Annotated in this window: 11 protein-coding genes; 10 read left to right on the plus strand and 1 reads right to left on the minus strand. The window is 66.3% G+C overall.

Translation table 11 applies throughout. From position 1 onward, the window contains the following. Positions 1-2,453 (minus strand): galactose oxidase-like domain-containing protein (locus AAGA11_10805; GenBank protein MEM9603344.1); only part of this gene is annotated, 2,453 nt, incomplete at its 3' end. A 401-nt stretch (positions 2,454-2,854) separates the two neighbouring features. On the opposite strand from AAGA11_10805, the gene AAGA11_10810 reads away from it, so the two are divergent. From AAGA11_10810 to AAGA11_10855, 10 genes are all read left to right on the plus strand, one after another. Further along, positions 2,855-3,859, plus strand: a complete 1,005-nt coding sequence (locus tag AAGA11_10810) for a phosphotransferase family protein (protein ID MEM9603345.1) — start codon at positions 2,855-2,857, stop codon at positions 3,857-3,859. Beyond that, positions 3,856-4,785, plus strand: a complete 930-nt coding sequence (locus tag AAGA11_10815; GenBank protein MEM9603346.1) for a glutathione S-transferase family protein — start codon at positions 3,856-3,858, stop codon at positions 4,783-4,785. The genes AAGA11_10810 and AAGA11_10815 overlap by 4 nt, the downstream gene beginning before the upstream one ends. Before the next feature lie 374 nt (positions 4,786-5,159). Further along, entirely contained in the window at positions 5,160-6,881 is a 1,722-nt protein-coding gene (leuA, locus tag AAGA11_10820; protein ID MEM9603347.1) for a 2-isopropylmalate synthase, read from the plus strand. Positions 6,882-7,110: 229 nt separating this feature from the next. Continuing rightward, a complete protein-coding gene (locus tag AAGA11_10825) occupies positions 7,111-9,954 on the plus strand; it encodes a hypothetical protein (GenBank protein MEM9603348.1) in 2,844 nt (947 codons plus the stop codon). An 86-nt stretch (positions 9,955-10,040) separates the two neighbouring features. Then, the gene (locus AAGA11_10830; GenBank protein MEM9603349.1) at positions 10,041-10,613 is read left to right on the plus strand and encodes a cob(I)yrinic acid a,c-diamide adenosyltransferase; all 573 of its coding nucleotides are present in this window, start codon (positions 10,041-10,043) and stop codon (positions 10,611-10,613) included. Beyond that, positions 10,610-11,065 carry a thioesterase family protein gene (locus AAGA11_10835; GenBank protein MEM9603350.1) on the plus strand — a complete coding sequence of 152 codons (456 nt, stop codon included), beginning with the start codon at positions 10,610-10,612 and terminating at the stop codon, positions 11,063-11,065. The genes AAGA11_10830 and AAGA11_10835 overlap by 4 nt, the downstream gene beginning before the upstream one ends. Continuing rightward, entirely contained in the window at positions 11,058-11,882 is an 825-nt protein-coding gene (locus AAGA11_10840; GenBank protein MEM9603351.1) for a hypothetical protein, read from the plus strand. Before AAGA11_10835 ends, AAGA11_10840 begins: the two co-directional genes overlap by 8 nt. Before the next feature lie 28 nt (positions 11,883-11,910). Beyond that, complete coding sequence (locus AAGA11_10845) at positions 11,911-12,843, plus strand: ABC transporter ATP-binding protein (GenBank protein MEM9603352.1); 933 nt, start codon at positions 11,911-11,913, stop codon at positions 12,841-12,843. Continuing rightward, on the plus strand, positions 12,836-13,618 hold the full coding sequence (locus tag AAGA11_10850) for an ABC transporter permease (GenBank protein ID MEM9603353.1): 783 nt from the start codon (positions 12,836-12,838) through the stop codon (positions 13,616-13,618). The genes AAGA11_10845 and AAGA11_10850 overlap by 8 nt, the downstream gene beginning before the upstream one ends. 14 nt (positions 13,619-13,632) lie before the next feature. After that, on the plus strand, positions 13,633-14,451 hold the full coding sequence (locus AAGA11_10855; GenBank protein MEM9603354.1) for a class I SAM-dependent methyltransferase: 819 nt from the start codon (positions 13,633-13,635) through the stop codon (positions 14,449-14,451). The last annotated feature ends 177 nt before the right edge of the window (positions 14,452-14,628 follow it).

A 14,628-nucleotide genomic window follows, 5' to 3' on the forward strand; every position in this document is an offset into this window, starting at 1 on the left:
CCGCCGCCGCCGCCATCGCCGCCGCCGCCATCGCCGCCGCCGCCATCGCCGTCACCATCGCCGCCGCCGCCATCGCCGCCACCGTCACCGCCGCCGTCTGCAGCCAGGCCCAAGCGGTACTGGCCGGCGTTGTACCCGTACACGCCGATCACCACCCCACTGCCATCGCCGGGCAGGGTGCATTGCTCTGCGCCGGTGCCGCCCTCCCAGGGCCGGCAGTCGTAGGCTTGCAGCGTCGGACGGGCGCCGGCGCGCACGTAGAGGTCGAGGTCTGCACTGAGGTTGTCTAGTGATGCCACGATGCCGGTCAGCGCGTTCGGGTTTGACGCGGTGTAGAACGCCCACTGACCTGCGTTGAGCGAACCGGCCAGCGCAGTGCCGACCGCGATTGGCTGACTGTCGGGCTCGACACTGGCGGACACTCGCAGGGTGAAATCCGAGGCCGCGTAACCGTACACACCGATGTGCAAGGTGGCGTTGGCGCCCTGGGTCAGCGTGCACTGCTCCGCCTGGATGCCGGATTGCCAGGATCGGCACGCGTAGTCCGTCAGGCTCGGTGCCTGGCCGAACCGGGCGTAGAGGTCGGCGTCGCTCGACAGGTTCGTGAGGTCCACCGTGAGGGTGCGTGCGCTGCCAGAGGGTGCCACGGTGTAACGGCGCCACACGCCCTGGGCCACCGCGGCGCTGACTGCGTCGCCCGGGTTGAGGTCTGGTCCTTGTGGTGCTGTGCCCACCGACCAGGTGAACGCGACGGTGTCGGTCAGTCGACCGTCGGTCACGGTCACGGTGGTGCGCACGGTTTGCTGCTGTGTCGGTGTGCCGGAGATTACGCCGGTGGTCGCGTTGATCCCGAGGCCGGCCGGCAGCGCGTCCGCGCTGAAGGTCAGGGTGTTGCCGTCACCGTCGGTGGCTGCGAGCTGCAACGACACGGCCGCACCGAGGGTGACGGATTGTGGCCCGGGTGACGCCAACACCGGCGGCGCGTTGGGCGGTGCAATGCCAACGTCGATCAGGAGCGGTTCGCCGATGCTCGGTGTGTCGTCGGCGTCGAGCGCGTACAGCCAGTAGTTGCCCGGCAACAACACATTCGGGTTGGTGGGCAGGGTGATACGGTACCGGTTGCCGGTGACCTGCTGGACATCGGGCTCGATGAAGCGTTGGTCGGTGTTGATCGCGTGGGTCACCGAAGACAGGCGCACCAGTGTGAAGCGCTGCACCGGGCGGTCCGTCGTGACTTCGAAGGCGCCACCAGCCTGCGCGGACGCGAGGTTGCCCAGCACCGCCGGACGGTCGCGCAGGTTGCCGTTGGCGTCGTAGAGGAACGGGGGCGTGTAGATCTGGCTGTTCTGGTGGTTTGCCGCGCAGTTGCCGCACAGTCCGCCGCCGCTCGCCAACACGCGACCGTCGCGCATCAACAGCGCGACCGAGTGGTAGTTTCGGGGCTCGCTGATCGCGGCGACTTCGCGGAACTGGCCGGTGCTCGGGTTCCAGATCTCTGCCGGCAGCACCGAGTCGACGTCGCTGAACAGCACGCCACGCGATTCACCGCCGACGATCAGCACGTCGCCGTTCGGCAGCACGATGCTGTTGTGGTTGGTGCGCGGTGCGAGCATGCTCGCGGTGGGCCGGACCACCGGCGTCGGGCCGTTGATGTCGATGGTCATCGCGGTCGCGGTGGCCGAATCGGTCCGGCTGCGGTCGGCGCCGCCGGAGACCAGGATGCGGCCGGTGTCGTACATGACCGCGTTGCCGAACTGCCGGTGCCGGGTTTCGCCGTTGCGGCTGCCCGCCGCCTCGACGCCACCGATGCCGTTCGGGTCGAACCAGTGCATGGTCCGCTGCGGCCCGGAGTGGAAAACCCGGCCGTCCGGGGCCGTGTGCATGAACGCATACCACTGCGCGGTGGTCGCGCCGGTCACGGCCGCGGCGTTGACGGCGTTCTGTTCATCGCGCAACCGGGCCATGTTGGCGCCCGGCAGCTGCGTCCAGCCGGCCCCGTCCCGCCAGACCTCGGGCACGGTTTGCGCCCCGCGTGCAAAGGTCGACATGACGTCGCCGTTGGCGAGTGTCAGGTTGGTGCCGTACCAACGCGGTTGCTGCATCGGCGTGGAGAGGTCCCACTCGTGTGTGTCGGTCGTGAACAGGCTGCTCGTGCGGATCGACGAGTTGCCGCCTGACGCGAACACGTTGCCGTCCGACAGTTGCGAGATGCCGGCGCAAAACATGTCGTGGTCGGCGTGGTTGGTGCTGTCGAATGTGCCGGTCTCAGGGTCGTAGACGCTCGAGAACGTGAACAGGCCGTTGTTGTTCGGGAAGGCGTTCACGCGGTTCGAGGACCAGGTCACGATGCCCCCGTCTGGCAGTGCTGCCGCCGAGACGGCGATGTGCGGCCAATCGATCACGCCACTCCAGGCGCCGTCGACATTGTTGGCAAACGCCGTCGGCGCTGCCACGCCGAGGGCGAGGGAACACAGAAGCGGGAGGAGGGGACGGCGGGGCTCTGACATCGTGAAATCCTGATCTGCGGCGGAGAGCGGGCAGGCCAGCCGAGCGGGTGTCTACACCGCGCAAGGACCTGCGCAGCCGCATGTTAGAAATCTGAACCAGGCGCTTTTTCGGGCTGTGTCACAAAGTGGGCACCGCGCGTCGGCGCCCGCCCGGGGACGGCCCGGCTGCCGCGCCAATCTGTGAACCACATCACGTAGTGCCACGCGCAACCGCGGGTCGGTGTGCGCGCGGGCTCGCGCGCGTGTGCGGCCCGTAACGCACACGCTACAATGGCGCAGCGCGCAGAGGAGTCGACGCCGTGTCAGACACAACCGCACCGGACGGTGAATCCCTGGACCTCGACGCCCTGTCGGCGTATGTCGCGCGCGAGGTGCCCTCGGTGGGGCGTGTCCACGCGATCGAAAAATTCCAGGGCGGACAGTCCAACCCCACCTTTCGACTTGAGACCGACGGTGGTGCGGTGGTGCTTCGGGCCAAGCCGCCCGGTGCTCTGCTGAAATCGGCTCATCAGGTCGACCGGGAGCACCGCGTGATGTCAGCCCTGCGGGCGACCGAGGTGCCGGTGCCGGAGATGCTGCACCTGTCGGGCGACGGTGACGGGTCGCCTATCGGGCGGCAGTTTTTTCTGATGCGCTTCGTCGACGGGGTGATCCACTGGGATCCGTCGCTGGAGACCCTCGATCCAGACGGCCGTCGGGCCGTCACCGACAGCATGAACCGCACGCTCGCAGCCTTGCACCGTGTCGACCCCGAGGCGGTTGGCCTCGGCGACTTTGGCCGCCCCGGAAACTACTTTGCGCGTCAGCTGAGCCGCTGGACCAAACAGTACCGCGCCTCGGAGACCGACCCGATTGCGGCCATGGACCGGCTGATAGGCTGGTTGGAGGCCGGCCTTCCGGACGACGACGGCAGCGTGTCATTGGTGCACGGCGACTTCCGCCTCGACAACATGATGTTCGACACCAAAACGCATGACGTGGTGGCCGTGCTCGACTGGGAACTGTCGACGCTAGGCCACCCGGTTGCCGATCTCGCCTACCAGTGCATGCAGTGGCGGTTGCCGGCGGACAGCGCCTTTCGGGGGCTGGGTGGCCTCGATCGGGCCGGACTTGGCCTGCCGGTCGAAGCGGACTACGTGGACCGCTACTGTGAACGCACCGGCCGGGAGGCCATTGCGAACTGGAACTACCACCTCGCGTTCAATTTCTTCAGACTGGGTGCCATATTGCAGGGCGTGTACAAGCGTGCCCTGGACGGAAACGCGTCGAACCCGGAGCGGGGCAGACGCATGGGTGAGGCGGTCCCGTTGCTCGCGGCCGTCGCGCTGGACACCATCGAGACACAACCATGACAGAGACCTTTGTACCCCGGACCGAAGAGGGCGCCTTCGTGCGCGCGGTGTCCGAATTTCGCCACTGGGTCACCGCAGACGGCGCAGCCGGGCCGAGCGGCGAGGGCGGATTCGAGGCGGCATCCGGCCGCTACCACCTGTACGTCTCCTACGCGTGCCCCTGGGCCAACCGCACGTTGATCATGCGCACCTTGAAGGGCTTGGAGAGCCACATCGATGTCAGTGTCGTGCACCCGCTGATGGGGCCCGAGAGCTGGCATTTCGACGACAGTTACCCGGGGGCGACCGTCGAACCGCTGTTTGGCGCGCACTTGATGGCCGAGGTGTACCGCCGTGCCAACGCGCATTTCGACGGTGTGGTCACGGTGCCTGCGCTCTGGGACCGCGAGCGCGCAACCCTGGTGAGCAACGAGTCCTCTGAAATCATCCGGATGTTCAACCGGGCGTTTGACGGCATCACCGGCAACCGGGACGACTACTATCCCGACGCGCTCCGTGCGGAGATCGACCGGTGGAACGAACGCATCTACCACACGGTGAACAACGGCGTGTACCGCGCGGGCTTCGCCACCACGCAGACGGCCTATGCGAACGCCGTTGGCGAGCTGTTTGATACCCTCGATGTCCTCGAAGCCCACCTCGCCGAGCGCAGCTTTCTGGTGGGCGACTCGCTCACCGAGGCAGACATCCGGCTGTTTCCGACCTTGATCCGCTTCGACGCGGTCTACGTCACGCATTTCAAGTGCAACGTGCGCCGCCTGGTGGACTTCCCGGCACTGCAGGCCTACACCGAGCGCCTCTACGCGCTGCCCGGCGTGGCCGAGACGGTGCGCTTCGACCACATCAAGGACCACTACTTTCAGAGTCACCGGAGCATCAACCCCACCGGCATCGTGCCAGTCGGCCCCGAGTTGGCATTTCGGTGAACCGGGCTGCGCGCCGCGGTTTTCTGCGCGTGGCTGCTGATTCACCCCGGTGACAGTGTCCGGGCCGGGGGCGAATTTCCCGGTGCTGCAGGTTGCCTTTTGGCCCGACTCTCGCTACCTTGGGGATATGAACACCCCGTGCGCCGTACTACGACTGCTTAGCCTGGCCGCTCTCTGAGCGTCCAGGGCCCGCTTGCAGTTCACAATCCCTTTCCAACGGCACACACCACCATGTCCATCTCACGCTACGCAACACGTCCCCGTGTGACCTTGTCGGTCGGTCGTCGACTTATCACCGGTCCGCATCGCGCCTGAGGCGCGTGCGAGACCGTTGCGAGTCCAGTCCCAACGAACCGCCTTTTGAGGAGCGTCCCGTGAGCACGAACCCCGGCACCAAGTACCGACCCTTCCCCCCCGTACAGATCACTGATCGGCAGTGGCCCGACCGTCGCATTGAACACGCGCCCACCTGGTGCAGCGTCGACCTCCGTGATGGCAACCAGGCGTTGATCGAGCCGATGGGCAGCGAGCGCAAGATGCGTATGTTCAAGCTGCTCCTGGCAATGGGGTTCAAGGAGATCGAGGTGGGTTTCCCGGCCGCCTCGGGCACCGATTTCGACTTCGTGCGCGAGGTCATCGAGAACGGCCTCGTGCCGGAGGACGTGACCTTGCAGGTGCTCGTGCAGTGCCGCCGAGAGCTGATCGAGAAGACCTTCGAGGCCTTGCGCGGTGCGCATCGCGCGATCGTACACATCTACAACTCGACCTCGACCGCCCAACGGCGGGTGGTGTTCGGCCTCGACCGCGCGGGGATCACCGAGATCGCGACGTCGGGTGCCGAGATGGTGCAGGAGTTCGCAGCGAGGCAGCCTGAAACCGAGTGGGTGTTCCAGTACTCACCGGAGAGCTTCACCGGCACCGAGCTCGACTTCGCGCTGGACATCTGCAACGCGGTGACCGAGATCTGGACACCCACACCGGCGCGCCCGGCGATACTGAATCTGCCGGCCACCGTCGAAGTGGCAACGCCGAATGTCTACGCCGACCAGATCGAATGGATGAGCCGCCAGCTCGACCGCCGGGACGGCGTGATCCTGAGCCTGCACCCGCACAACGACCGCGGCTGTGCCGTCGCCGCGACCGAACTCGGCCTGATGGCCGGTGGGCAACGGGTCGAGGGCACCTTGTTCGGCAACGGTGAACGCACCGGTAACGTCGACATCGTCACCCTGGCGATGAACCTCTACACGCAGGGCGTTGACCCGCAGCTCGATCTGAGCGACATCTTCCACATCATGCGCACCGCCGAACACTGCAACCAGTTGCCTGTGCACCCGCGCCACCCCTATGCGGGGGAATTGGTGTTCACGGCCTTCTCGGGATCGCACCAGGACGCGATCAAGAAAGGCCTGGCTGCGCGTGAGCGCGACCTCGAAGCGGACGCCTCGTGTGCCTGGGACGTCCCCTACCTGCCGATCGACCCGGCCGATCTTGGGCGCAGCTACGAAGCGGTGATCCGGGTCAACAGCCAGTCCGGCAAGGGCGGTGTGGCGTTCATCATGGAGCAGGACCACGGCCTGGAACTGCCTCGCCGCCTGCAGATCGAGTTCAGCCAGGTGATTCAGGCGGCGAGTGAGGAAACGGGTGGCGAGGTGGATTCGAACACCATCTGGGGCGCATTTTCATCGACCTACCTCGACACTGACGGGCCCCTGACCTTCATCGACCACCTGACCCGGCCGGAGGGCGACGCGTCGGGCATGCGCGAGATCAGCGCAAAGCTGCACGTGGATGGCCGTGAGCAGCGCGTCGTCGGTATGGGTAACGGGCCGATCGACGCCTACGTCCACGCCCTTGGCGAACAGCTGGAGCTCGGCTTCAAGGTGGTGGATTACCACCAGCACGCGACCTCACACGACAGCTCCGCGCGCTCGGCCTGCTACGTCGAGATTCAGGCTGGCGGCAACGACACCGTCTACGGTGTGGCGCTGCACGAAAACATCGTCACCGCCTCGCTGATGGCGGTCACCAGTGCCGTCAATCGGGCGATTGCCACCGGCATGCTCAACCGTGCCGAGGTGGCCACGACGGTGTAGGCAACCGCACACCGGGGCTGCACGCGGCAGCCCCGGTCTCGGGCGGGGGCAATCACCGGGGCGCGGCAGGGCGCCCCAGCTCTTTAGGTCTGATTCCTGCAGTACCGGTGGTGATCCCCCATGTGCGTGAGCCACCGTGAAACCTGCCACCCCGTTTTTGCGCCGAACCCTCGGTTCGACTGCCCTTTGTGCCCTGCTGATTGGCTGTGGGGGTGGTGGCGGAGGCGGTGTGCAGTCCGACAGCGCGGCGCTGCTGAGCGGTGTGTTGCTCGACAGCGCGGTCTCTGGCGTGCATTACGATGGCGCGCTGACCGGCCTCGACGGGCGCTACTTCTACCTCGCCGGTGATGTGCTGCGGTTTCACCTCGGTGGTGTCGAGCTCGGTTCCGTGACAGGGCGAGCACAGACGACACCGCACGACCTCGCGGGCAGTCACGACGATTACAAGCACGACCGCGTGATCCGGACCGCGCGTTTGTTGCAATCGCTCGACAGCAACGGCGTGCTGTCGGACGGCATTCAGATCTCCGACAGCGTGCGCAACGCGGCGGCGCGCGCGACACTGGACTGGACCCTGGCCGGTACCGCGTTCGAACGGGCGCTGTCCGACCTCGTCTTTACCCTGACCGCCGGGCAGGGCGCCGTGGTTTCGGCCGAAGACGCACAGACCCACCTGCACAACACCCTCGCCAACAGCGTCGAATCGTGCGCGGGTGTGCCGCGTAACGCGGCACACTTCGCCATCGGCAACCCGCGGTGCCTCGACCTCGCTCGGATGGCGGCCTGGCTCGAGGACGTCAAACCGCGCGAACTCGCGCTCGACGCGGCGATTGACAGTCTGGCGGGCGGCGGCGTAGCACGCACCGCGCTCGACCAACTCGTGGCCCTGGTGCCGACCGACACCACCGGTGTGTCAGAGAGCGACCTGCACGCGCTGGCCGACTGGGTCGCCGACCGGGTCGCCGGCAACAACAGCGGCTTGCGCACACAGTTGGCCCGTTTCCTTGCGGTGCGTTACACCGCCCGCGTCTTCGGTCCGCAGCCGTGCGACGAGCCCTGTACCGAGCCGACGGCGGACGCCGTCACCGGGGCCTTGATCGGCGCCCAGTCGGCGACCTCGGCCGCGCAGTGGCAGCGCGCCGTCAACGAAGCCCGGATCGCGCGTGGCGTCGTCGAGTCCTGGTTGTCGTACGGGTTCAATCGGGCCGCATTGCTGGCCAACGCCGGTGTGGATTCACTGCGCGATCGCACGCCGTTGCTCGACGCGGCGGCGGCGGCGCTCGGGTTTGCACGTGCAGATTACCGGGTCGATGTGGTCGACGGTTGGGCGGCGCAGCAACTGGCGTTGAACGACATGGCATTGGCGAGCCGGGGTGCCTTCGATTCCGCGTTGCTGGCCGACCCGACGGTATCGGGTGTGCGGGTGTCTGACGTGAGCCACGACAACCTGGTCGTCGGCGGCACGGCGCGCTTTCTGGTCCGCGGCCAGCAACTTAGTGACAGCCTGGTGTTGCGCCTCAGTGGCTGTGCTGCCGCGCTGACACCGGGTGGCACGAGCGAAGCGCGCGCGTTCACCTGCACCGTGGGTGGAACCAGCGGCTGGCGCACGCTCTCAGTCAGTGATGGGCTGACGCAGACGGAATTGTACAGCCTCGCTGTCTTTGTACCTGCGACGGCGGGAGACAGTGGCTCGGGCGGCGGTGCGCCGCCCAGTGATGACGCTGGAACCCCCTCACTACCGAGTGATGATGGCGGCGGGGCCACGACCGACCCTGCAGGTCTGGTGGTCAGCAGCATTGCGCCGGCGCGTGCCCAAATCGGCGAGCAAACCGCCTTTGTTTTGACTGGGCAGGGCTTCTCACAATCGACCGGTGTGAGCATTGTTGAGTGCAGCGACCTCGTGGTGAACTCGCGCACTGCGACGCGGGTTGGCTTCCGTTGCACGCCGTCTGGTCAGACCGGAAACCGCGTGGTAACGGTGACAGAAGGCACGCAGACCAATACCCAGTTGCGGGTTCGGTACGATGCAGCACCTCCAACCGTGTCACAGGTAACGCCCAGCCAAGCCTCGGTCGGTGATGCTGTGGCATTTACCGTAACCGGTACAAACCTCGACGACGGCGTGTCTTTCTCAGTAGAAGACTGTGGCTCTGCGACCCCGTTGAGCGGTGGTTCGGCGGTCGAAAGGCGTTATCGCTGCGCGTTTGACCGTGCTGGTGAAAAAGCGGGCACCATCACACACGGCGGGGAGGTGATTCACCGTTTTGACGTGACGGTCGATGCTGCTAGCGACCCTGTGGTCACTTCCGTGTCTCCGACCGATGCGGCGCTTAGTGAGCCGCTCACACTCGTGGTCACAGGTCGCGATTTGCCCGACTCTCTCGCTGTCTCACTGACTGGCTGTTCAAACCTGACCGCGAGTTCGCGCGGTGCGAGCGAACAGACTTTCACGTGCCAGCCCTCACAATCCGGCAACCTGGTCGGTACGGTCAGCAACGGCAGTGACACGCTGAGCCGCTTCACCGTGGACGTGGTGGACGACCGGGTCTCGATCAGCAGTGTTCGTCCGGGTGCAACGCGCCTTGGCGCGATCACCACGTTCACTGTGGCTGGAGAGGCGTTACCGAGCACACTCACGCTCGACATTGCGAACTGCGAAGACATGCAACCGCTCGGTGGTGGCACGACCCGCCGTCAGTTCCGGTGCACCCCAACCGGGACGCTCGGCACGCGCGACGTGGGCGTGTTGTTCGACGCGGCCAGCACGACACCGCTCTACACCCACAAGCTCACTGTGGCAGGCGACGGCCCGCTCGTGACCAACGTGTCGCCGACCCAAGCGACCGTTGGTCGGCTGACCACCTTCACGGTGGTGGGGCAGTCGTTGACCGGTCCGCTGTCTCTCAGAATGGCAGGCTGCTCGGTGTCGACCGTAGGCACCTCGAGTGCCTCGGTACACCGCTTTCGGTGCTCGGTGACGGGCGACGCCGGGACACGCGAGGCCACCGTGGTCGACAGCCGGTCTGGCGCCGTGCTGTACGCCTTCGACGTCAGGATCAACGCCGGGACCTGATCCCGGCGCACGGCCCGCTTTTGGACTTGCGGTGCCACCACAGGACAGGTACGTTGGCGGGCTGACCACCACTCGGGGCCTGGCCAATGGGTAACCGCCTGTCGAAGATCTACACACGCACCGGCGACGCCGGGGAGACCGGCCTGGGCGACGGGTCACGGGTTGGCAAGGACAGCGCGCGCGTCTGTGCGTACGGCACGGTGGACGAACTCAACAGCGCGATCGGGCTGCTGCGGTGCGAAGCCGGGCCGCCGGTGTGCACGCAAAGCCTCGCCGAGATCCAGCACCACCTCTTCGACCTTGGCAGCGAGTTGTGTGTGCCGGGTTACAGCGTGCTCGAGGCCGAGCATGTGACCTGGCTCGAGTCCGTACTCGACCACCTCAACGCGGCGTTGCCGCCGCTGAAGGAATTCATCCTGCCGGGCGGGTCGCGCTCGGCAGCCCTGTGTCACGTGGCACGTACGCAGTGCCGTCGGGCCGAACGCGAGGTCGTCGCGCTCGGTCGTGCCGAGACCTTGCCGCCGCACGCAGCGCGCTACCTGAACCGGTTGTCCGACCTCCTGTTCGTGATGGCCCGCCAGTACGTGCGTCACGACGGCGCAAGCGACGTGTTGTGGGAGCGCAGTCGCGCGTTGCCGCGCGTGGAGGACATGGCATGAGCGACACGCGTGCCGAGCGCGATTGGACGCGCGACGGGTTTCCGTTTCGGCGCACGCTCGAGACGCGTTGGAGCGACAACGACCGCTACGGCCACGTCAACAATGCGGTTTACTACACCTTGTTCGAGCAACTCATGATGGGCTTTCTCGAGCAGACTGCGGCGCTCGATCTCGACGCGCTCGGGCTGCGGTGTTACACGGTCGAGAACGGCTGCCGCTACCACAACGCGCTGGTCCACCCGTGCACGGTGGAAGCCGGTTTGCGTGTGGCCCGCATCGGCCGCTCGAGTGTGCGGTACGAACTCGCTCTGTTCGCCGACGGTGATCCGGCCGTGCGCGCCACAGGCCATGTGGTCGATGTGTTTGTCGACAGCCGGACCGAGCGACCAACGGCGTTGCCCGGGGCAGTGCACAGTGCCCTGGCACCGCTGACCGAGTACACCGATGCGTGAACCGGAGTGGGTCGGCGCGGCCTTCGATGCGGCCATGCTCAGCGGCAGCCCGCCAGCCCTGCTGCGGTTTCGCAGTCGTGTGGAGCAGTTCCACGCGGTCGTCTCGGTGCGTGCCGCTCTCGACACGGAGCCGAGTCCGGGCCGTGCTGCACGCGTGCTGCGTCAGCGCGAGGCACTGCGTGCACTGGCGCGCCGGGGCGAAGCGCTCGCGCATTGGCACCGGCTGACGCGCTGGCTCGAGCGTGTCGAGCGCGCTGTGGGCGCGGACAAACACGCGGCTGCAGCGGTGCGTCGGTTGCGCAAGCGCGCCGTGCACCGGTGCACGAAAGCGGCCGACCGCTATCGCCTCTGGCTCTCGCAGCCGGCCTGCCGTCGCCACCGCAACACGGTGGTGCGTGCGCTCGCGCGCACACCGTCCTGGGCCCTCGAACCCGGCGTCGGTGCCACCGCCTTTGCGCAATTTGTGGCGTCCGTGTCGACGGTAGACCACGACGACTGGGACGCCGTCGATGCCGCCTGGCGAGCGAGCGCCGGCTGGCTGGCGGTCGGGGCTCCGCTCGACGCGGTGAAGCGAGTCGCGTTGGTCCGCGTGCACCGTGGGCTGCAGCGCCAGCGCATCGCGCGGCGGCTCGCCGAGCGCTTGCACGCGTTGGCTGAACGTGAGCCGGCGCTGGCTGACACCGTAGAGCGCATTCAACCCCTCCTCGCCGGGCGCACGACAGACGTGCGCGGCGTGACCCTGGACGCGACGCTGATGCTTCAGCTGCCCTTGCGCGCGCGGTTTGTGCCGGGGCCCGCCGTCGGCCTCGCCGCCTGAGACGGGCAGTCGATCGAATGATGACGCCATGACAGCCGCGCTGAGGGTGCGTGGACTCGAAAAGCACTGGCCCGGCGGGCAGCGCGCGCTCGACGGCATCGACCTGCAGATCGAGGCCGGCGACTTCTATGCCCTGCTTGGACCGAACGGCGCCGGCAAGTCCACGGCCATCGGCATCGTGTCCTCGTTGGTGTCGAAGACGGCCGGGCGGGTCTCGGTGTTCGGCCACGACCTCGACACCGACCCGTACGCCGTGCGGCAGGCGATCGGGCTCGTGCCCCAGGAGTTCAACATGAACACCTGGGAGGTCATCCGCGAGGTGTTGATCAACCAGGCCGGGTTTTACGGTGTGCCGCGCCGCACGGCGGTGGGGCGCGCGGACGAGAGCCTGGCGGCGTTGGGCCTCCACGAGCGGCGATTCGACCACGTGCGGCAGTTGTCGGGCGGCATGCGGCGTCGGCTGATGATCGCGCGCGCGCTCGTGCACCGCCCGCAACTCCTGATACTCGACGAACCCACGGCCGGTGTCGACATCGAGATTCGCCGGGCAACCTGGGAACTGCTTCGAGCGCTGAACGCCGAAGGCACCACCGTTCTGCTCACCACCCACTACCTCGAGGAGGCCGAGGCGATGTGCCGCACCGTGGGCATCATCGATCAGGGTCGGATCATCGAGCAGGGTCCGGTGGCCGAGCTGCTGAGCCAGGCCGCCGTCCAGACCTTCATTCTCGACCTGGCCGAACCGATCGAACGGGCGCCGCAGTTCGAGGGCATGGCCTGCGCGCTCGAAGGCGACAGCGGACAACGCCTGCGGGTGAGTGTGGCGCGGGACGTGGCGCTCAACAGCGTGTTCAGTGCCTTGAGCCAGGTCGGCATCGCCGTGTTGTCGATGCGCAACCAACAGAACCGTCTGGAGGAATTCTTCCTCCGGCGCATCGGACAGGTGGCGCCCCATGACTGAACGGGCCGACGCCGACCACTGGGTGGCCTACACCACACTGGTGACCCGCGAAGTGCGGCGATTCATGCGGATCTGGGTGCAGACGCTGGTGCCTGCCGGCGTCAATGCACTGCTGTATTTCGTCATTTTCGGCAGCTTGATCGGCGCGCGCGTCGGCGAGTTGCAGGGTGTGCGCTACATCGATTACCTGGTACCCGGTATCGTGCTGATGTCGGTGATCCTCAACAGTTACAACAACGTGGTCAGCTCGTTCTTCAGTGCCAAGCAACAGCGTTACCTCGAGGAGATCCTCGTCTCGCCGATGGGCAGTGTCGCGGTGCTGGCCGGCTACGTGAGCGGCGGGGTGGTGCGCGGGCTGTGCGTGGGGGTGATCGTGCTGGCGGTGGCGTCGGGGTTCAGCGATATCCCCATCCACAACGTGGCCGGGGTGTTCGCCTACACGGTGCTCACGGCGACCCTGTTCGCGACGCTCGGTCTGATGAACGCAGTGTTTGCGCGCAACTTCGACGACATCAGCATCGTGCCCAATTTCGTGCTCACCCCGCTGACGTATTTCGGCGGGGTGTTCTACTCGATTTCCCTGTTGCCCCCGTTTTGGCAGGTGCTCTCCGAACTCAATCCCTTGTTCTACATCATCAACGGCTTCCGCCACAGCATGCTCGGTGTCGCCGACATCACCTCCGGCGTGGCGCTGGCGGTCACGTCGTTGCTGGTGTGTGCGGCGCTCGGCCTCGCGTGGTGGATGATCGACCGCGGTATCCGCATCAAGTCCTGAGAGGAACCCAGCCCATGCCAGCCAAACGCAAACGCATGCCCACAGCGGACACCGTCGACCGCCATGTGCTGTACCAGCAATCCGTGCAGGCGCCGTCGTTCGAACTCGACTTCATGCACACGGTGTTCAAGGCCTGCCGCAAACGGGCACCGCGCAGCATGCGCGAGGACTTCTGTGGCACCGCGCTGGCGTGCGCTCAGTGGGTCGAACGGCACCGCGAAAACACGGCGGTCGGTGTCGACCTCGATCGCGAGGTGCTCGCCTGGGGCGAGCTGCACAACCTCGGCGGCCTGAAACGATCGCAGCGCGAACGCGTGTCGCTGCAGGTGAAAGACGTTCTGCGCGTCGGCACGCGCGTGCAATACGATTTCATCCAGGCGCTGAACTTCAGCTATTGGATTCTGATGGAACGCGCCCAGCTCCTGGCCTACTTCAAACGCGTGCGCAAGGCGCTCAAGCCCGACGGGATACTCTTTCTGGACGCGTTCGGCGGCTATGCGGCACACAAGACCGGCATCGAGCGCCGTGAGGTCGACGGCTTCGTCTACGAGTGGGAGCAGGCGACGTTCAACCCGGTGACGAACCGGATGCAGTGCTACATCCATTTCGCGTTCAAAGACAAGAGTCGGTTGGACCGGGCCTACAGCTACCGCTGGCGTCTCTGGGGGGCGGCTGAGATACGCGATCTCTTGCAGGAAGCCGGGTTTGCGACCAGCCTGATGTACCTGCAGGCGTTCGACCCGGAGACCGATGAACCGATCGACGAGTATGTGTGCACGGACGAGTGCGAGGACCATGCGTGTTGGCTCGGTTACATCGTCGCGTTGCGCTGACAGGACTTCCATTTGGTTGTCAAGACGTGGTCGTGTGATTTTGTGAAAAAAAAAGCGCCTCAAAGGCTTGCAATGGCGCTGGAACGGTGGCAGACGGTTAAAAAACAACCACTTGGAAGCGACGCCTTGTCCACAGAAGTTGGGGATAACTCTGTTGATAAGCCGCCAAAGGCGCCG

It is taken from the genome of Pseudomonadota bacterium (assembly GCA_039196715.1).
GTDB lineage: Bacteria > Pseudomonadota > Gammaproteobacteria > CALCKW01 > CALCKW01 > CALCKW01.